The sequence below is a fragment of the Leifsonia sp. 2TAF2 genome (assembly GCF_052115085.1).
Classification (GTDB): domain Bacteria; phylum Actinomycetota; class Actinomycetes; order Actinomycetales; family Microbacteriaceae; genus Leifsonia.
This window is the reverse complement of sequence record NZ_JBFRFY010000001.1, coordinates 2,170,291-2,189,220: the sequence shown is the minus strand read 5'-3', so window position 1 is coordinate 2,189,220 and position 18,930 is coordinate 2,170,291. Positions and strand designations below refer to the sequence as shown.

16 protein-coding genes are annotated in these 18,930 nt (G+C 69.6%); 6 read left to right on the top strand and 10 right to left on the bottom strand.

The genetic code is table 11. The annotated features are described in order from the left end of the window. The first annotated feature begins 116 nt into the window (after window positions 1–116). Window positions 117–1,238 carry a baeRF11 domain-containing protein gene (locus tag AB4Z18_RS10555; RefSeq protein ID WP_441782631.1) on the top strand — a complete coding sequence of 374 codons (1,122 nt, stop codon included), beginning with the start codon at window positions 117–119 and terminating at the stop codon, window positions 1,236–1,238. Window positions 1,239–1,402: 164 nt separating this feature from the next. Here the strand turns inward: AB4Z18_RS10555 and AB4Z18_RS10550 are convergent, their stop codons facing one another. The 6 genes from AB4Z18_RS10550 to AB4Z18_RS10525 all read right to left on the bottom strand — a co-directional run bounded on the left by AB4Z18_RS10550 (window position 1,403) and on the right by AB4Z18_RS10525 (window position 7,129). Continuing rightward, complete coding sequence (locus tag AB4Z18_RS10550) at window positions 1,403–2,020, bottom strand: hypothetical protein (protein WP_441782630.1); 618 nt, start codon at window positions 2,018–2,020, stop codon at window positions 1,403–1,405. Window positions 2,021–2,085: 65 nt separating this feature from the next. Further along, on the bottom strand, window positions 2,086–4,020 hold the full coding sequence (locus AB4Z18_RS10545; RefSeq protein WP_441782629.1) for an alpha/beta hydrolase: 1,935 nt from the start codon (window positions 4,018–4,020) through the stop codon (window positions 2,086–2,088). 73 nt (window positions 4,021–4,093) lie between these two features. Further along, window positions 4,094–4,381 carry a hypothetical protein gene (locus AB4Z18_RS10540; protein WP_441782628.1) on the bottom strand — a complete coding sequence of 96 codons (288 nt, stop codon included), beginning with the start codon at window positions 4,379–4,381 and terminating at the stop codon, window positions 4,094–4,096. A 173-nt stretch (window positions 4,382–4,554) separates the two neighbouring features. Beyond that, window positions 4,555–5,058 (bottom strand): DUF2017 domain-containing protein, encoded by a 504-nt coding sequence (locus AB4Z18_RS10535; RefSeq protein ID WP_441782627.1) that lies wholly within the window; start codon window positions 5,056–5,058, stop codon window positions 4,555–4,557. After that, window positions 5,055–5,345: an ATP-dependent Clp protease adapter ClpS gene (gene clpS, locus AB4Z18_RS10530; protein WP_441782626.1), complete on the bottom strand. Its 291-nt coding sequence runs from the start codon at window positions 5,343–5,345 to the stop codon at window positions 5,055–5,057. Before clpS ends, AB4Z18_RS10535 begins: the two co-directional genes overlap by 4 nt. Then, complete coding sequence (locus AB4Z18_RS10525; RefSeq protein ID WP_441782625.1) at window positions 5,342–7,129, bottom strand: glycoside hydrolase family 15 protein; 1,788 nt, start codon at window positions 7,127–7,129, stop codon at window positions 5,342–5,344. Before AB4Z18_RS10525 ends, clpS begins: the two co-directional genes overlap by 4 nt. 29 nt (window positions 7,130–7,158) lie before the next feature. On the opposite strand from AB4Z18_RS10525, the gene AB4Z18_RS10520 reads away from it, so the two are divergent. Continuing rightward, entirely contained in the window at window positions 7,159–8,535 is a 1,377-nt protein-coding gene (locus tag AB4Z18_RS10520; RefSeq protein ID WP_441782624.1) for a glucose-6-phosphate dehydrogenase, read from the top strand. 27 nt (window positions 8,536–8,562) lie between these two features. Here the strand turns inward: AB4Z18_RS10520 and AB4Z18_RS10515 are convergent, their stop codons facing one another. Further along, window positions 8,563–9,006 (bottom strand): hypothetical protein, encoded by a 444-nt coding sequence (locus tag AB4Z18_RS10515; RefSeq protein ID WP_441782623.1) that lies wholly within the window; start codon window positions 9,004–9,006, stop codon window positions 8,563–8,565. Window positions 9,007–9,158: 152 nt separating this feature from the next. Beyond that, complete coding sequence (locus tag AB4Z18_RS10510) at window positions 9,159–9,377, bottom strand: hypothetical protein (protein WP_441782622.1); 219 nt, start codon at window positions 9,375–9,377, stop codon at window positions 9,159–9,161. Between the two features lie 62 nt (window positions 9,378–9,439). Here AB4Z18_RS10510 and AB4Z18_RS10505 point away from each other — a divergent pair, with 62 nt between their 5' ends. Beyond that, window positions 9,440–10,594 carry an SLC13 family permease gene (locus tag AB4Z18_RS10505; RefSeq protein ID WP_441782621.1) on the top strand — a complete coding sequence of 385 codons (1,155 nt, stop codon included), beginning with the start codon at window positions 9,440–9,442 and terminating at the stop codon, window positions 10,592–10,594. A 73-nt stretch (window positions 10,595–10,667) separates the two neighbouring features. On the opposite strand, the gene AB4Z18_RS10500 is transcribed toward AB4Z18_RS10505, so the two are convergent. Further along, window positions 10,668–12,548 carry a YhgE/Pip family protein gene (locus AB4Z18_RS10500; protein WP_441782620.1) on the bottom strand — a complete coding sequence of 627 codons (1,881 nt, stop codon included), beginning with the start codon at window positions 12,546–12,548 and terminating at the stop codon, window positions 10,668–10,670. Further along, window positions 12,545–15,493, bottom strand: a complete 2,949-nt coding sequence (locus AB4Z18_RS10495) for an MMPL family transporter (RefSeq protein WP_441782619.1) — start codon at window positions 15,491–15,493, stop codon at window positions 12,545–12,547. Before AB4Z18_RS10495 ends, AB4Z18_RS10500 begins: the two co-directional genes overlap by 4 nt. A gap of 119 nt (window positions 15,494–15,612) precedes the next feature. On the opposite strand from AB4Z18_RS10495, the gene AB4Z18_RS10490 reads away from it, so the two are divergent. From AB4Z18_RS10490 to otsA, 3 genes are all read left to right on the top strand, one after another. Further along, window positions 15,613–16,299 (top strand): TetR/AcrR family transcriptional regulator, encoded by a 687-nt coding sequence (locus tag AB4Z18_RS10490; RefSeq protein WP_441782618.1) that lies wholly within the window; start codon window positions 15,613–15,615, stop codon window positions 16,297–16,299. Between the two features lie 57 nt (window positions 16,300–16,356). Beyond that, on the top strand, window positions 16,357–17,262 hold the full coding sequence (locus tag AB4Z18_RS10485) for an SGNH/GDSL hydrolase family protein (RefSeq protein ID WP_441782617.1): 906 nt from the start codon (window positions 16,357–16,359) through the stop codon (window positions 17,260–17,262). Window positions 17,263–17,433: 171 nt separating this feature from the next. Further along, window positions 17,434–18,906, top strand: coding sequence for an alpha,alpha-trehalose-phosphate synthase (UDP-forming) (gene otsA, locus AB4Z18_RS10480; protein ID WP_441782616.1), 1,473 nt, complete (start codon window positions 17,434–17,436; stop codon window positions 18,904–18,906). Window positions 18,907–18,930: the final 24 nt, after the last annotated feature.

The window sequence follows — 18,930 nt, the reverse complement described above, 5'->3', positions numbered from 1 at the left end:
CGGTAGGCCCCGAGCACGGGAAAGTCAACGTCGGTCTTGTGGAGCCACCGTCACGCGACCAGACTGGCCGCACCGCGACCGACGACGCCGCACCGATGGGGCAGGGAGGAACTTCCGTGGAGTACAAGGACATACCCACCAAAGCCGACGTCGAACGGATCGCCGCGATGCGGCAGCCCGGGTGCGTGAGCATCTACCTCCCGACCGGGACGACCCCCGCCGAAGCGGACCGGGCGCGGATCGAGCTGAAGAACCATCTCGCCAGTGCTCTGCGGGCGCTCGAGAAGCTCTCGGTGCCGCGGGACCGCATCCAGAGGGTGCAGGCCGAGGGGGAGCTGATCCTGGAGGACCGGGACTTCTGGAGATACCAGTCCCGCTCCCTCGCGGTGTTCCTCGACGGCGAGCTGGCGCAGACGTTCCGGCTGCCGAACCGGCTGACGACCGCGTGCGAGATCGCCGACCGCTTCTACGTCAAGCCTCTGCTGCGCGCGCTGACCTTCCCGCAGTCGGCGCTGATCCTGGCGCTCGCGGGCAACTCGGTGCGTCTCCTGCACGTGACGGCCGACCGTCCGCCGGAGCGGATCGACGTGCCCGGGATGCCGCGGGATGTCGCCGGGGCCGTGGGACTCGCCTCCGTGAGCGGCCGGACGGCGGACGGACGCATCCAGGGATCGGAAGGCCAGAAGGTGCGGATGCTGGAGTACGCGCAGGCCATCGACCGCGCCCTCCGTCCGCTCCTGCCTAACTCGACCGAGCCGCTCATCCTCGCAGCGGCCGAGCCCCTGGCGAGCATCTTCCGGGGCGCGGGCGAGCGTCCACGGCTCGTCGCCGAGACCATCGGCGGCAACCCGGAGGACAAGACGGATGAGGAGCTCGCCACCGCGGCGAGGGGCGTGCTCGACCGGATGTACGCGCACAAGGTCGGGGAGCTGCGGGAGGCGTACGAGGCCCGCATCGCGGCCGGCACCGCCGTCGTCGATCTCAGCGACATCGCCCGCGCGGCGACCTTCGGCGCCGTGGAGTCGCTCGTGATCGATATCGACCGGCGGGTGCCCGGAACCGTCGATGATGAGACCGGCGCTATCGCCTTCGGCGACGACGATGAACCGGGGTCCTACGGCGTGGTGGACGAGATTCTGCGGCGAGCTCTCCTCGCGAAGGCGCGGGTGTATGCGCTGCGGGCGGAGGACGTGCCCGGCGGGGGAGCGGCGGCGGCCGCCGTGCGCTACCCCGTCTGAGCTACCCGGCAAAGTCGCTCCCGACGAAGAGGTCGGGACCGCAGGTCATCCGTCGAGTAGTGAGTTGATGTCGCAACTCGGCACAAGTTGGCGCATCTTCTCACCACTCGACGACCACCCAATCAATCCGCTCGGCTAAAACCCGATGGAGGATGACCGCGCGGTCACCAGGCGAAATCGTCCTCCCCGTGCACCATGCTGCTGCGGGCGTCAGGATGCGTATGCACGTCAGCTGACCGCCCCGGTAAGGGGTACGGGGTGACGGATGGGCTTTTGGTGGGATGGTACGGGTTGGGGTCTTCGTCGTCGAAGGCGCGGTAGCCGGTCGGCCCTGCGAACATGCTCAGGGTGGGGTCGGTGGAGCACTCCGAAAAGGAGTCGAGGGTGAAGACGGTGTCGCTGGCGGCGACGCCGCCATAGAGGCTGCCGTCCTCCCGGTCGACCCGGATATCGATGAGGCCGCCAGCCTGAGCCACCGTGGAGACCGCATAGCCCTGGGTCTTCCAGTAATCCCCCATTTTGTGGGCGAAGGCAACCGGGTCCCCGACCGGGAGATGGGCCTGGTGAAGCTCGAAGCGTTTGCGGTCGCCGGAGCCGACGCTGCAGCTGGCGCCGATGAACTCTCGGGTGTCCGGGTCCCACTGTCTAGCCCCGGGCGTCCAGCTGTTCCCCCACCCGTCGGGGAGGCCGGAGGCGGTGATGGCGGCGTTCATCGCGGTGATGGTTTCGGTGCGGAGTTGTTGCCCGGTCTTCTGCGGGCCGGCCGGTGGTGGGGTGGTCATGGTGCAACCTCCAAGAGTGAGAGCGACAAGTGCGACGAGCAGGATGGTGGGGCGGATGCGGGTCATCATCGACCCAGCCCGGTCTGGCGGGACAACCGGTCGATGTTCTCGGTGACCTGACGGTTGTGCTCTGCGGCCGCCGCACCCGTATCAGTCAAACCCCCGTTCACTTTGTTCGGTTGCCCGGAGGTGGTCGCGGCAATGTTGAAGAGCGCTTGGGTGTTGGGATCGAAGTAGCCGTGGTCTTCGGAGGGTTCCGCGTTGCCGAGCCCGCCGGGTTTGCTGCTGCCCTTGGTGCCGAGCGGGTTGTGCCCGTCGACCGGTTCCAGGTCTTTTCCGTCGCCGTCGGAGGAGAACGATTCCGCTCCGCCGATCGCGGGGTTCAGCGAATCGGCGACTCCCGGGTTGGGTTCAGCCCGCCCGGACACAGCTGAACCCAAGGGTGCCAGGTGGTCCCCGGTCGCGGCGGTGGTGTAGATGTTCCCGGCATGGACGGCTGCGAGGGAGGGGACAAGGGTGATGTCGATTCCGGCGGAGCCGACCATGACGAATGCGTCGACTGGTGTGTGGGTGAGGGTGAGCGCGCATGCGGCCATCGTGGTGCCGTAGGAGTGCGCGGTGACCGTGATCGGCGCAGGGCCGGGACCGAACACGGCCCGGGCGGCGGCGTTCCCGTCGAGCTCGGCCGCGAACCGGGACGCCCCCTTCTTCGCCGCGTCGCGGAAGTTCACCCCGACCACATCCGGGTTGTCATACTCCAGACACGCGATCACCCCCGGGCTGCCCACACCCATACGGTACTTCTGCGTGTTCCAAAGGTTCTTGGCAGCGTCGCTCCACGAGTCGAGCGCGTCTTTCGCCCCGAAACCCATCCCCGACGCGCACCAGGTCGTGTTCTCGCAAGCGTCGAGGTCACCGTAGCCGACGGCCACCATCGGCGGCTTCGCATACAGGTTGAACGCCACAACCTGAACCGGAACATCATCGGCAGGCGGGTTGAGGGCCCGTTTCATCTTGTCCAGCACGGCCCGCTGCTCCGCGGTGAGGTTGGGGTCCTTCATCGCCTCCTTGTAGCTGATCCGGTTCGCCCTGTCCCGGTCCGAGTACGGCAGGCCGGGCAGGTTGCCGAAGATTCCCGGCGCGGCTTGGATCAGCGCGGTGCGGACCTCCGGGGTGAGGCCGTTCCACCAGCCCGCTACCATCTCCGGTGCCGGCGGGTGCTCCCAGAACTGCTGCACCAGCGACGGGTCACCGGCAAGCAGCAGCTTCAGCTCCGCCGGGGTCAACCGGGACAGCACACCCATCAGCGGCGACACTGTGGCGGTGTCCAGCTTCTCGATGCTGGTCAGCTTCCCCACCGCGGACGTGTACTGCTTCAAGTCCGGGGCAGTGGCATGCTCCAGCGCCCCGGACAGGGTGTCGCCCATCGTCCGGACGAAGGTGTCCTCTTCATGCTTGTACTCGGCCTGCGCGGCCTGCGCATCCCTACGCGCCTGGTCCAGCCACTGCTGCGCTTCCTCGACCGAGCGCCCCGCCCGGGAAAGCTCATCCCCGACCGTCTCGGCCTGGCGACGTGCCGCAGCCAACTCCAACCCGGTCGGCGCAGGCGTCCCCGCAGGCGGCGCGGCGTTGGCATACGTGGAGTAGGTCCGCTGCAGCGCCTCTAACGCGTCCAGCAACGCAGTGTGATCCCCGGCCAGCGCCGCCTGCGCCGCCTGCGCCGCCGCAAGATCCGCCTGCGCCTGCACAGCCTCCTCCAGCGCGTTGTCCGCCTTGTGCTGCAGAGTGAACAAAGCCTGCGCCCACCCCTTCGACGCCGCACCCGCCTCCGAATGCCGCGTCGAGGCGACCCGGGCAGCATCCCGCACCACCCGCAACCGCTGCCGGAACGCATCCGCCGCAAGCCCCGACCACGCCGGAGCATCCAGCACCCCCAGCACTTCATCCATCGTGTTACCGCGCTGCCGGTACCACTCCGAACGCTTCTGCAGATCCGCCATCCACGCCGCCACCGCATCCAGATTCCCCGGCGTCGGATCCGCCCCGAACCCCACCGGCGACCAATCCCGAAGACTAGAACGCACGAGAACCCGACCCGAACGCCGCAGCACTCTCCGAATCCCGGCTCACATACGCGTCCGCCGCCGACCGCAGCACCGCGGTCAACGCATCCACACTGTCCACCACGGCCGACCGCCCCGACGACCAATACATCTCGAACTGCGTGTGCACCGCATCCGCCCGCGGCGAACCCGCATCCCCCAGCTGCAACACCGACGCCGCCGGTACCGCACCCGCATCCGCCAACGATGCGGCACCCGTCCGCAACCGGTCGACATCGACCGCAACCTTCTTGCTCATGTGTGATCCTCCTGAGGCAAGGCAACCAGCACACTGCCTAAAGACCCGCATCAGGCGTGACCAGACATGGCCTCAATGCAGCCCTCGAGCGGCTTGAACGAGGGAACTCCCGCGCTACTCGGTGGGAAGGGCCTGGCCTGAATTGTGGGGTGGGGCTGTGACGAAAGGGCGCGTCAGCGGCGCCGCTGCAGCGCCATTACCAGCAGCTCCTGCACGCCGGCGAGCCAGTCGTAGACGGCGCGCTGCATCGCGGACTCCTCGTCGTGGACGTCGCCCTCGTCGCCGTCCTCGCGGATGCCGAGCCGCGCGGCGAGCACGAGGCGCAGGTCCGTGATGGTGCGCAGCCAGGCGCTGGCCTGCGCGTCATCGAGGACCACCTTCACCGTGCCGTCGGCGGGCTGAGCGAGCGACTCCCTCACCACCTCGGCGTTGCGCTCCTTGCGGTCGGCGAGGCCCGCAGCCGTGAATCGGCGGAACTCGGCGGACGCCTCCGGGTCGTCCGGGTACGCATCCGGCAGCAGACGGCCGAGGGCGGGGTCGGCGAGCTGGTTCTCCGGGTGGGCCGCCGCCCGAGCGAGCTCGACGGCCTCCTCGGCGAGCGAGCGGAGCAGCTGCCCCTCCTCGAACGAGAAGGATGCCGTGACCCGACCGTCCCGGCGCCGGCGGAACGGTGTCACGCGTCCGCCTTCGTCAGCGTCGCCCACAGGCCGTACTCGTGCATCGCCTCCACGTGCCGTTCCATCTCCTCGCGGGTTCCCGTGGCGACCACTGCGCGGCCCTCGGTGTGCACCAGCATCATCCGGCGCCTCGCCTCCGCCCTCGGGAAGCCGAAGTAGGTCTGGAACACGTAGGTGACGTAGCTCATCAGGTTGACCGGGTCGTTCCAGACGATCGTGACCCACGGGGAGCCGAGCTCCAACAGCTCGTCGGTGCCCGTCTGCTCCAGAGTTCCTGCGTCGGTCACGACGACGGCCACAGTGGGATGCCCGCGATCGCGTCCGCCGCGCGCACCAGCGTCAGGTGGGTGAGCGCCTGCGGGGTGTTGCCCGCGTGCGACCGGCCGTCGACGTCGTATTCCTCGGAGAGCATACCGACGTCGTTGGCCAGCGAGACCAGGCGGTCCATGAGCCGGACGGCGTCCTCCTTCCGGCCGGAAGTCGCGTACTGCTCCACCAGCCAGAACGAGCAGGCCAGGAAGGGGTGCTCGCCCGGCGGCAGTCCATCCACCCCTGACTCGGTGCGATACCGCAGCAGCAGGCCGTCCTTCAGGAGGTCCTCCTCCAGCGCGCGGACCGTCCCGAGCATCCGCGGGTCGTCGGCGCTGACGTAGCCGACCTGGGCCAGCTGAAGGAGGGACGCATCCACCTCGGTCGTGCCGTAGTGCTGCACGTAGGTGCCGCGGTGCGGGTCCCAGCCGTTCGCCTCGATGTCGGCGCGGATGGCGTCCCGCTCCCGCTTCCAGCGCTCCACCGGACCGTCGAGGCCGTACTGCTCGACGCCCCGGATGGCGCAGTCGAAGGCGGCCCAGACCAGCGCACGGGAGTGCGTGAACTGCTGCGGGTGGTCGCGGATCTCCCAGATGCCGTGGTCGGGCTCGCGCCAGTGCGCCTCCAGGTAACCCATCAGCGCGCGCTGCAGCGCCCACGAGAACCGCGTCTCCGTGTTCCCTGCGCGGCGGCCGTGGTCGAGCCCGAGCATGACCGCGCCGATCACGTCGGCCTGGAATTGGTTGGAGGCGTCGTTGCCCACCCGCACGGGATGCGCGCCCTGGTAGCCGGGGAGGCTGTCGATGGTGCGCTCACCCAGGTACCGCTCGCCGGCGAGCCCGTACATGATCTGCACGTCGCCGGGGTCGCCCGCGATCGCGCGCAGCAGCCAGTCGCGCCAGTGGTCCACGTAGTCGTTGTAGCCGTGCGAGAGGAGCACCCCGATCGTGAGCGACGCATCTCGCAGCCACACATAGCGGTAGTCCCAGTTGCGTTCGCCGCCGAACGCCTCGGGCAGCGAGGTGGTGGCCGCCGCGACGATTCCGCCGGTCTCCAGGTGCGAGAGCGCGCGCAGGATCAGCAGCGAACGGACCACCTCGCTGCGGTACGGCCCTTCGTGCGCGCAGCCCTTCGCCCACCCGGTCCACCACTCGCGGGTGTTCTGCAGGGCGGTGTCGACGTCGAGGGCGACGGGCGCGTCGCGGTGCGACGGGAACCACGTCATCGTGAGGTCGACGATCTCGCCGGCGCGCACCGTGAACTCGCCCTGGTGGGCGTGATTCGCGGGGTGCAGTTGCGAGCCGCGCACCACGATGGCATCGGGGCCGGCGACGGCGATCAACGAATGCGGGCGGTCCGTCTTGTCCTGGCGCACCCACGGCATCGCATCCGCGTAGCCGAACCGGATGCGGAGATCCTGGCGCATGTGCACCCGGCCGCTGACGCCGCGAACGCGCCGGACGATATCGGCGCGGTGGTCGCCCATCGGCATCGCATCCACCACCTCGACCTCGCCCTCGGTGGTGCGCCACCGGGTGACGAGGATCATGGTGTCCTCCTCGTAGTGGCGAGTGCTTGTCGCGGACGCGTCGGTCGGCGCGACCAGCCAGCGCCCGTGGTCCTCCGTGCCGAGCAGCGCGCCGAACATGGACCGCGAGTCGTACCGGGGGAAGCACAGCCAGTCGATGCTGCCGTCTTTGCCGACGAGCGCCCCGGTGAAGCAGTCACTGATCAGGGCGTAATCCTCGATGGGGAGCGACATATTCCCAGTATGGACGTACTGTGATCGGCATGACGCAGTCCGTGGACACTCTTGTGATTCTCGGAGCATCCGGCGACCTCACGTCACGGCTCCTCCTCCCCGCTATCGGACAGTTGCTCACCGGCCAGCCGGACCGGGCGTTCACGCTGATCGGCTCGAGCAGCGACGACCTCGACGACGACGCGTGGCGTTCCCTCGTGAAGAAGTCGTTCGCGACGGTCGATGCGAAGGGGAAGGCGGTCGACCGGCTGCTGAAGGAGACCCGCTACTTCAAGGGGGATGCCACCAGCGCCGACGACCTGAAGAAACTCCTCGGTGAGGCGAAGGGTGTGCCCGCGCTGTACTTCGCCCTCCCGCCCGCGATCACGGCGAAGGCGTGCGATGCGCTCGGCAGCTTCGACCTGCCGAAGGGGCTCACGCTCGCCCTGGAGAAGCCGTTCGGCACCGACCGCGAGAGCGCCATCCGGCTCAACGAGCAGCTCGCCCGGCTGGTGCCGGAAGACCAGATCCACCGGGTGGACCACTTCCTGGGTCGCTCCAGTGTGCTCAACATCCTGGGCGTGCGCTTCGCCAACAGCATCCTGGAGCCGATCTGGGACGGCCTGCACATCGAGCGCGTCGACGTGATCTACGACGAGACTCTGGCCCTGGAGGGGCGTGCCCGGTACTACGACACCGCAGGCGCCCTGATGGACATGATCCAGAGCCACCTGCTGCAGGTGATGGCCGTGCTCGCGATGGAGCCACCCTCGACCCTGGGTGCGCCGGACCTGCGCGACGCCAAGCAGCTCGTGCTGCGCGCCACGCGGGTCTGGAACGACGACCCGGTCACCGCGAGCCGTCGGGCCCGGTACGCGGCAGGCGAGATCGACGGCAAGAAGCTGCCGGCGTACGCGGACGAGTCCGGGGTGGACCGGTCCCGCGAGACCGAGACGCTGACCGAGGTGACCTTCCAGATCGACACGTGGCGCTGGAAGGGCGTGCCGTTCACCCTCCGCTCCGGGAAGGCGCTCGGCGGCAGGCGCCGGGAGATGGTGATCACCTTCGCGCCGGCCCGGCGCATCCCGAGCGGGCTGACGGGAACGATGGAGCCGGCGAAGCTACGACTCATGTTCGCTCCGGACCGGATGTCGTTGGAGGTCAACATCAATGGGTCGGACGACCCGTACGAGCTGGAGCGCGCATCACTTCAGGCCGACTTCGGTCCCGGCGCGCTGCTGGCCTACGGCGAGGTGCTGGAGGGCATCCTCGACGGCGACCCGACGCTCTCCGTCCGCGCGGACACGGCGGTGGAGTGCTGGCGGATCGTCGAGCCCGTGCTGAAGGCATGGCACGACGGACGCGTGCCGCTCGAGGAGTACCCGGCGGGGTCGGAGGGGCCCGAGGGCTGGAAGGAGCTCGGCTGAGGCCGAGGCGCGCTTTTCGGTCGGCGTCTAGGCCGCGGAGCGGACCGAGACGAGCGGGAACTCGCCGGTCACGGGTTTCCGCAGGTCGGTCCACTGGGTGATCGGCGCGGGTTCCCAGCTGAAGGCGGCGGGCTGGGCCTCGGCGACGGGGGCGTCCACCACGGCGGCGGGAGCCTCGACGGCGGCCGCTGCCGGGACAGGGACGACCTCGGCGGCCTCGACCGGCGCGGGCGCATCCGCGACCGAGGGGGCCAGGTGCTGCGGCTCGGAGAGCGCTTCGCCCGCTTCCAGCCGGCGGCGCGCTTCAGCCAGGGCGGCAGCGATGCCCACCGAGACCGACTGGGCGAGGATGGAGTGGAAGATGGTGTCGGTGTCGTCGTGCGCACGGCGGATGACCGTCCACTCGCCGTTCACGCCGATCAACTCGGCAACCTTGGTGTGCACGAGTTCGAGGATCTGAGCGTCCGTCAACTGAGGGACTGGAGCCACCGGAACTACGGCGGCGTGCCGCCTACGACCAAACATCGCGCAACCCCTTCCAGGTTCACCTGAATACAAGTGTCATGGACGGAAGCCGCGCGAACCCGCCGGACACGCCGGGAGTTTTTGCGGAAATCAGCGGGTCAACGGCCCTTTCGTGCACCGAGGGGCTTGGATTCGCGCTCGGACGCCTCCTGCGACTCCTGGATCACCGCTCCGACGGCCAGGGCGAGCGAGATCGCGGCGTTGATCCACATCAGGGGGACGCGCCAGTCGCGGACGCCCTTCTTGGACGACTGGACCGTGGTCCACAGACCGAACGCCGCGCTGATCACCGCGCCGTTGAAGAGGTACTTGCGCATCCTGTTCCTTTCGATGTCGCCCCGTAGCGTACGCTTCCTAGGTCCGGACCGGGAGGAGGAGGATGCGCACCGCGATCGTCGGCGCCGTGCTCCTCGCGCTCGGTGGGGTTGCTGTCGCCACCGGGCTGCTGCCCGTTCCCGAAGCCATCGAGCTGTGGGATCGCGTGTGGCCCATCCTGCTGTTCGTCGTGGCCATCACCGTGGTGACCGAGTTCGCCGCGGAGGCGGGCGTGTTCACCGCGCTGGCCCAGCAGACGGCGCGCTGGGGGCGCGGCCGTGCCTGGGCGCTCTGGCTGCTCGTCGTGGTGGTCGCGGCCCTCAGCACGATCTTCCTGTCGCTCGACACGACCGCGGTGCTGCTCACGCCCGTGGTCATCGTGATGGCGCGTCACGCGGGGCTGAACCCGCTGCCGTTCGCGTTGACGACGGTGTGGATGGCGAACGCCGGCTCCCTGCTGCTGCCGGTCTCCAACCTCACCAACCTGCTGGCCCAGCACGCGATGGGGGATCCGACCCCCGCCGCCTTCGCGTCGCTCATGCTGGCTCCCGCGCTGGTGGCGATGGTGGTCCCGATGGTGGTGGTGTTCCTCATCGCGCGGCGATCGCTGCTGGTCCGGTACGTCACCGGCGACGAAGACGGCATCGAGGACCCGGTGCTGTTCTGGATTTCGGCCGCGGTCGTCGTGGCCCTCATCCCGCTGCTCGTCTCCGGCCTGCCGGTGTGGCTGCCGACCAGCATCGCTGCGGTGCTACTCGCCGTGGTGTTCCTCGTCCGCAAGCGGAGCGTCGTGCGCTTCGGGCTGCTGCCCTGGCAGCTGGTGCTGCTCGCATCCGGCTTGTTCCTGTTCATCGAGGCGCTGCACGCGCAGGATCTCGGGACGCTGGTGGCGACCGTCTCCGGGACGGGGGAGTCGCCGCTCGCCCTCCTGCGGCTGTCACTCACGGGGCTGGTCGGCGCGAATGCGATCGACAACCTCCCGGCGTACCTGGCGCTGGAGCCGGTGGCCGAGAGCCCAGCGCGTCTCGCCGCGCTGCTGATCGGCGTGAATGCGGGCCCGCTGATCACGCCGTGGGCGTCGCTGGCCACCCTGCTCTGGCACCAGCGGCTGACATCGTTCGACGTGGAGATCCGGTGGCGCCGCTACGTCCTGCTCGGCCTGATCGTCGCGCCGGTGACGGTCGTCCTGGCGACGCTGGCCCTGGCTTTCACCGTCTAGGTGACACAACACGCCGTCGCGCGGGTGCGCCGGACGGCGTGTCGCGCCAACTGGATGGGCTATTCAGGGGGGTCTATTCAGCGGGCAGGAGACGCGCGGCGTTGACCACCCGCCGTCGGGCTACGGCGATCAGGGCCAGCGCGAAGCCGAACGCCGCCCAGAGGAGCAGTCCGCCGAGGCCGCGCCACGCGTCCGCTGAGCCGTCGATCGCGCCCTGCATCGCGGTGATGGCCGACGACGTCGGGAGCCAGGGCAGGGCCGCGTCGAAGAAGCTGGGCGCGGTCGACACGATGCCGGAGGCGAGCGTCACGACGACGACGAGCATCGACAGGAACCGCCCGACGCCGCCGAGGAGGGCGACCAGGCCGTGGTTGACGGCGGCGAACGCGATCCCGACCGCAGCGGCCAGTCCGGCGAAGCCGAACCAGTGGCCGACGTCCAGCGAGAGCGCCGGAGCCATGATCCCGGCGACCAGCACGCCCTGCACGACCCCGAGCGCCGCCGCGGGCAGGAACCCGTCGAGGGCGATCCGGCCGGCGGCGCGGGAGGTCAGCAGCGCGCGCCGCGACAGCGCCTGCAGCACGAGGAAGGTCGCCAGCGCCCCGAGCCACAGCGCCACCGCGGCGAACAGCGGGATGCTGGAGGTGCCGAACGGGGTGTCGCCGGAGGTCTTCTGCCCGACCGGCTGTGCAGCCACGTCGGCGAGGCTGGTCCGTTCGCCCTTGTCGTAGCTGGGCAGCTGCTTCACCGCTGTGTGCAGGCCCGAGGCGAGGGATGCCGCCCCGGACGCCGACTGGTCGGCACCGGTGGCCAGGGCCGGGATGCCGGCGCTCAGCTGCTGCACGCCGGTGGCGAACTGCTGGGCGCCGTCCGCCGACTGAGAGGCGCCGGAGGCGAGCTGCGAGGCTCCCGACGCCGACTGGGTGACGCCGCCGGTGTACTGCCCGAGCTGCGAGGCGAAGGTCTGCGTTCCGGGGGCGAGGCCCGCGCCATACGCCTGCGCCGTGTTGAGGTCGGTCAGCTGGGCCGAGAGCTGGGTGCAGAGCGCACCGAGCTTCGGGTCGACGATCGGAGGAGCGCAGTTCTGCGCAACAGCCGTGTTGATCCCCGTCGTCGCCCGGCTGAGGGTCGTGGATGCGGTGGCCGCCGTGTCCGACAGCTGTTGCGCGCCGCTCTGCACCTGCGCTCCGCTCGACGCGAGAGTGTTCAGGCCGTCCGACAGTTGCGACGTGCCGTCGGAGAGCTGCGAGATCCCGCCCGCCAGTGACGACGCCCCGGTCGAGAGCTGCGCGGCGCCGTCGGCCAGCTGATGCGTCCCGCTCGCCAGCTGCGTCAGTCCGCTGGAGAGCTGATCGGCTCCCGTCGCCGCCTTGCCGAGCTGCTCCCCGAGCGTGTTGAACCCGACGTAGACGTTGGCGATGTAGGTCGAGGTGAGCTGCTTGTTCAGGACCGCGGTCGCGGTCGTGGTGACGGCCTGGCTGATCGCCGGGTCGACGAGCTTCGACTGCTGGCTGGTGCGCACGTCGATGGTCGCCCGGGTGGCGTCGGCCGCGGCGCCGGCGGTCGACGTGGCCGCCTTCGAGAAGTTCTCCGGGACAGTGACCACGGCGACGTACTCGCCGCTCGCGATGCCCTTATCCGCATCCTTCTTGTCCGTCAGCACCCAGTCGAAGTTGTCGTTCTTGGTGTCGAGGAGGCCCGCCGCGAGCTGCCGGCCGAGCGGCACCGTCTGGCCGTTGACCTTCACCGGCTGGTCGAGGTTGACCACGGCCGCCTTGACGTCGCCGAGGCGCTCGGTCGGGTTCCAGAGCGCCCACACCAGCAGCCCGCCGATGACGATGGGCACCAGCAGGATGCCGGCGATGGTCAGCCACGTGACGCGCTTGTCCGAGCGCATCCGCTCCAGCGAGAACAGCGAACCCGGGCGGCGCAGGGGAGAGGTGGGGGTGGTCATCGGGCGTCAGCCTTCTCGAGGTGGGCGCCGTGCTCGGCACGGTCGGGGTCGGTGAGGTCGGTGTCCGCGGAGTCCGTCGCGGGTACGTCCGGACGACGCGCCGGTCGGGCTGCGGCATCCAGGTCGACGGCCGTCGGCTCGGCGCTGTCGGGCAGCAGATCGTCGAGTCCGGCCGGGTCGACGCACGAGACCACGAGCGCGAACGGGCGCTCCTCGACCCGGGCGCGGCTCAGCGCCGCGGTGAGCTCGGCGCGGATGCGACGACGCTCGACGGGGTCGGTGACGGAGTCGACGGCGTCGAGCGCCAGCAGCTGCGGACGGCCGGCGAGGGCCAGCCGGATGTCGCCGACGGGCGTCTCGGACGCCTCCATCCGCACGAGGGAGGTGCGCGCACGCACCGCCGAGCCGCGGGTCGGCAATACGAATCCGGCGACCTTGACGGTTCCGGTGTCGACCGGGGTGTGCCCGGTGACCGCCATGAGGAGGGCGAGCGCGGCGGTGCGGTCGTCGCCGTGCACCACGAGCACCTCGCCGTCGGCGAGCCGGAACGACACGTCTCCGACCAGGCGCTTCTTCCGCGTGCTGACTCCGAGCCCGTCCGCCGCGGCCACCAGGCCGGTCGCGCCCTCGGGCCAGTGGGCGAGCTCCAGCTCCTTCTGCAGGCCGTCGCCCTCCACATCGAAGGAGGGCAGGATGCGGTCGAGCCAGCGCGGCATCCACCAGGCCTTGTCTCCGAGCAGCTGCAGCACGGCCGGCACCAGCGTCATGCGCACGATGAACGCGTCGACGAAGACGCCGACGGCGAGCCCCAACGCGATCGGCTTGATCGAGGCGTCGCCCTCCGGCACGAACGCGGCGAACACCGAGATCATGATGATCGCGGCCGCGGTGACGACCTTCGCCGAGCTGACGAACCCGCTCTGGATGGCGCGCCGCGCCTCGCCGCCGTGCACGTAGTCCTCGCGGATGCGGCTGACCAGGAAGACCTCGTAGTCCATCGCCAGGCCGAAGAGCACGCCCATCAGGATGATCGGCATGAACGAGATGATCGGCCCGGTCTTGTCGACGTGGAGGGCGTCGGCGAACCATCCCCACTCGAACACGGCGGTGACCGCCCCGAACGCGACGCCCACCGAGAGCAGGTAGCCCAGCGCCGCCTTGATCGGCACCGCGATGGAGCGGAACACCATCGTCAGCAGGATCAGCGAGAGTCCGACGACGAGCACGCCGAACGGCAGCAGGGCCCCGCCCAGCCGCGAGGACACGTCGATCTGCGCCGCCGTGTTTCCGGTCACCTTGAGGTCGACCCCGTACTCGTCGAGGAAGTGCTGGTGCTTCGACCGGATCTCGGCGACGAGGTCCGCCGTCTTCGCGTCGTCGGGACCGGTGGTCGGCACGACCTGCACGATGCCCGTGTCAGCGGTCGCGTTCGGAGTGGCGAGCGGCACGGAGGCGACGCCGGGGAGGTCGGCGATCTCATCCCCGATCTTCGTCATGAGCCCGACCGGGTCGGTGCTGGAGATGATGGAGCCGGTCACGATCAGCGGGCCGTTGTAGCCGGGGCCGAAGTGCTCGGAGACCAGGTCGTAGGCGACGCGTGCGGATGAGCTTTCCGGCTGCGAGCCGGCGTCGGGGAGCGCCAGCCGCAGCTGCAGCGCGGGGAGGGCGGCGATGCCGAGCGCGACGATCACCGCGACGACGGTCACGATCGGGAAGCGGGTGACCGCGCGGACCCAGCCGCGGAAGAATCCGGGTGGGATGTCGGCCTTGGCCGCGTGCGCGAAGGACGGTGCGGTCGCGTCAGCGTCAGCGGGTGCGGGTGCGGGTGCGGGTGCGGGTGCACGCGTCGGCGTCGGCTCGACGGCCGTTCCCTCCGCCGTCTCCGCCGACTTCCGCTTGGCATCCCGTGCGGCTTTGCGGCGCCCAGGGGTCAGCCGCGCCCCGGCGAACCCGAGCATCGCCGGCGTCAGCGTCAGCGCGACCAGCACCGCGACCGCGACGGCCACGGACGCAGCCAGGCCCATCGTCGTCAGGAACGGGATGTTCGCCACAGCGAGCCCTGCGAGCGCGATGATGACCGTGATCCCGGCGAAGAGCACAGCGGAGCCGGCCGTCGCGACCGAACGGGCGGTCGACTCCTCCGGCGGGACACCCGCCTTCAGCTGCGCCTGATGCCGCGAGATGATGAACAGCGAGTAGTCGATCCCCACCGCGAGCCCGAGCATGAGCGCGAGCATCGGCGTGGTGGAGGAGATCGAGCCGAAGAGCGTCGCGATGAAGATCAGGCACATCGACAGCGCGACGCCGAGGATGGCCGTGAGGAGCGGCATCCCGGCCGCTAGGAACGAGCCGAAGGTCAGGATCAGGACGACCAGCGCGACGCCGACGCCGATCAGTTCGATGACGGAGAGCGTGGGCAGATTCTGCGAGAAGAGCTGGCCGCCGACGGCGGACTTCGATCCGTCGGGCAGCTCTTTCGCGAGGTCCGCCCCGGCCGCCTTGACGGCATCCTTCGTCTCGGCGGTCACCGTGGTCATCTGACCTTTCAGCTGCACGGTGATGATGGCGGCCGAGCGGTCGTCGGAGATCAGGTTCTTCACCTGCGCCGAATAGGGGGAACTGGCGCTGGAGACGCCGTCGATGTCCTTGATGGAGTCGACCGCATCCTCGACCGGCTGCTTGATGTCGGCGTCGTCGACCGTCTGACCCTCCGGAGCGACGACGACGATCTGCGCCGTGGTGCCGCTGACTTGCGGGAATGTGCGGCTCAGCGTGTCGAGAGCCTCTTGCGACTCGGTGCCCGGAATGCTGAAGCTGTTGTCTGTGCCCTGGTTGAACAGGAGCGCGCCGCCGCCGAGGAGGGCGAGAAGGGCGATCCAGATGATGACGACCAGGCGGCGGGCGCGGTAGGCCCACCGGCCGACCGAATACAGAAGCGAGGACACGCGTTCTCCAGTGGGTGAGTACCGAAAGTGATCAAAGGTGTTCGATACACCGTTGTATCCATACATGACCGTATCCGATACACTTCTGTATCGTAAGTTGGATTCAGGAAGGTTTCAGCTTGGACAGCACGACTCTCAGTGACGACGCGGCGGCAGAGGCCCGCGAGGATGCGCCCACCGAGTCGGCGAGGCGGCAACGCACCCGCGCGCGCCTGCTCGACGCGGCCTTCGACGTGTTCGCCGAGCACGGTGTCCGTGCCGCGAGCGTCGAGCTGATCGCGGAGGCCGCCGGGTTCACCCGTGGCGCCTTCTACTCCAACTTCTCCAGCAAAGAGGAGCTGTTCTTCGCGCTCATGGACCGCGAGAAGACCATCCGGCTGGAACAGCTGAACACCGGCGTCACCCAGTTCCTCACCCCGCTCGTGGGCGACGGGAACGCCCGCCTCGGCGACCAGGATGTGCTGCAGACGATCACGCGCATCCTCGAACTGCAGTCCGACGACCGGCGCTGGTGGCTGGTGCAGGCCGAGTTCCAGCTCATGGCGCTCCGCGACCACTCCATCGCGGCCGACTACCTGCGCTACCAGGACGAGTTCTTCGCCGACCTGACCGAGATCGTCGTCGAGGCCCTCGACAGCGCGGGGCGGCGCTTCACCATCGACGCGGAGGAGGCGGTCCGGGTCATCGCCGAGCTGTGCGCGAGCGGGGAGGCCCGGGCGGTGCTCGCGGGAGACGAGCGCACCTTCACCGAGCGGCTCTCCGAGTCCGTGCCCACCATCTTGCTGGCCCTGACCGAGCGGGTCTGACCGAGCGGGTCTGACCGTTTGAGCGTTCACCAAGCGTCGGCCACTACTGTTTGAGGGATGCGACCCGAAGCATCCCGCAACCCACGCGCGCCGCGCGTGCCCCGAGCGTTCCGCGCCGCCGCGCTGCTCGCGTCGGCTGCGGTCCTGGCACTCCTGACGGCGTGTTCTGCGTCGCCCGGAAGCGCGGAGCCTCCACGCGGCGCGGCGACGGCCGCGCCGACGCCGACCGCCGCTCCCGACCCGTTCCCGAAGGAGCCCCTGACCGCATCCACCCGCTATGTCGCCGTCGGCGACTCGTTCGCGGCCGGGATGGGCGGCGGTGACGAGCAGGGGAAGTGCCGGCTGAGTCCCGCCGCGTACCCGCCGGTGTTCGCCCGCAAAGCCGGCATCGACCTGGTCGTCAACGCCGCGTGCGCTGGCGCCACCACGTCCGACCTGCTGAAGCACCAGCTGATCGCGCTCGACGACCGGACCGACCTCGTCACGGTGAGCATCGGCGGCAACGACCTGGGTGTGGCGGCCATCGCCGGCGACTGCGCGGCGGGCAAGGCGGCCGCCTGCCGGAACGAGGTCACCGCTGCGCTGTCCCTCCTGAACGTTCTGCCCGACCGGCTGGACACCGTCTACAGTGCCATCGCACAGGCGGCGCCGAACGCCCGCATCGTCGTCACCGGCTACACGCTGCTCTACGACTCGTCGGATCCCAACGCGCCCGATTTCGGAACCGCCGCCGCGCTCAACGCCGCGACGCTCGGGCTGAACGAGGTGATCCGCCAGGCGGTCGACGAGCAGCGGGCCGACGGCAAGCCGATGGAGTACCTGCCCGTCGACTTCGCCGGGCACGCGATCGGCGACCGCCGGCCCTGGCTGAACACCACCGGTCCGGACGTCTTCCATCCGACGGCTGCGGGCTATGCCGAGTACGCGAGCAGACTCATCCAGCTGCTCGGGAAGGCGCAGTAGCGCGGCCCTCGCCCCGGGCGGGGTTGGAGGACGCTGGTACCCTGGCAGATGTCCACCGCGACCCCCTGAGGGAGTTGACCCACCATCACCGCGAAGCCTGACTCGACGACGACGAACGCGACGAACGCGACCATCACCGACACGGAAGACGACACGTACGACCTGGTCATCGTGTCCAACCGGCTGCCCGTGGACCGGGTGCTCGACGAGGACGGAAACGCCGACTGGCGGCCCTCACCGGGCGGCCTCGTCGCGGCCCTGGAGCCGATGATGCGGTCGCAGGACGGCATCTGGGTCGGCTGGGCGGGCGTCTCGGACGAAGAGGTGGAGCCGTTCGAGGCCGGCGGGATCAACATCCTCCCGGTGCCGCTCTCCGAGCAGGACCTGCAGGAGTACTACGAGGGCTTCTCCAACGACACCCTCTGGCCGCTCTACCACGACGTCATCGCGCAGCCGAGCTACCACCGCGAGTGGTGGGAGACGTACGTGAAGGTCAACCGCAGGTTCGCGCAGGCTGCGGCGTCCGCCTCCGCGCCCGGTGCGGTGGTCTGGGTGCACGACTACCAGCTGCAGCTGGTCCCCGCGATGCTGCGCGAGCTGCGGCCGGACCTCGTGATCGGGTTCTTCAACCACATCCCGTTCCCGCCGTACGGCATCTACTCGCAGCTGCCGTGGCGGCGCCAGATCATCGACGGACTGCTCGGCGCCGACGTCATCGGCTTCCAGCGCGTCGCCGACGCCGGCAACTTCTCCCGCGCCGTCCGCCGCCTGAAGGGCTTCGAGACGCGCGGGCCGATCATCGAGGTGCCGATCGACACCGACGATCCGGAGGCCGGCTCCCACCGCCACGTCACCACGGACCGCCGCGGCGGCCTGGTGCGCACCGTCCTCGCCCGGGCGTTCCCGATCTCGATCGACGCGGAGCAGTACCAGGAGCTCGCCCGCCGTCCCGAGATCCAGGCGCGCGCCCAGGAGATCCGCGAAGAACTCGGCAACCCCGAGAAGATCATGCTCGGCGTCGACCGGCTCGACTATACGAAGGGGATCGGCCACCGCCTCGCCGCGTTCGGCGAACTCCTCGCAGAGGACAGGGTGAAGGCAGAGGACGTCACCCTCGTCCAGGTCGCCAGCCCCAGCCGGGAGCGGGTCGAGACGTACCGGCAGCTCCGGGATGAGATCGAACTGACTGTCGGCCGCATCAACGGCGACTACTCGACGCTCGGCCACACCGCCATCGCGTACCTCCACCACGGCTACCCCCGTGAGGAGATGGTCGCGCTCTACCTCGCGGCCGACGTGATGCTGGTGACAGCGCTGCGCGACGGCATGAACCTGGTCGCGAAGGAGTATGTCGCAACCCGGGTGGATGAGGACGGCGTGCTCGTGCTCAGCGAGTTCGCGGGCGCCTCGGACGAGCTCCGCCAGGCGCTGCTGATCAACCCGCACGACATCGAGGGCCTCAAAGATGCCGTGATGCAGGCGCTCGCGATGCCCAAGCGCGACCGCACCCGCCGGATGCGCGCCCTGCGCAAGAAGGTGCTCACCAACGACGTGGCGCGCTGGTCGGCGTCCTTCCTCGATGCCCTCACCCGCAGCGCCCACGGCGACCACCCGTTGCAGGACCCGCCCGTCAACCGGCGCTGATTTCCTTATTACTGTTCTGAAAGA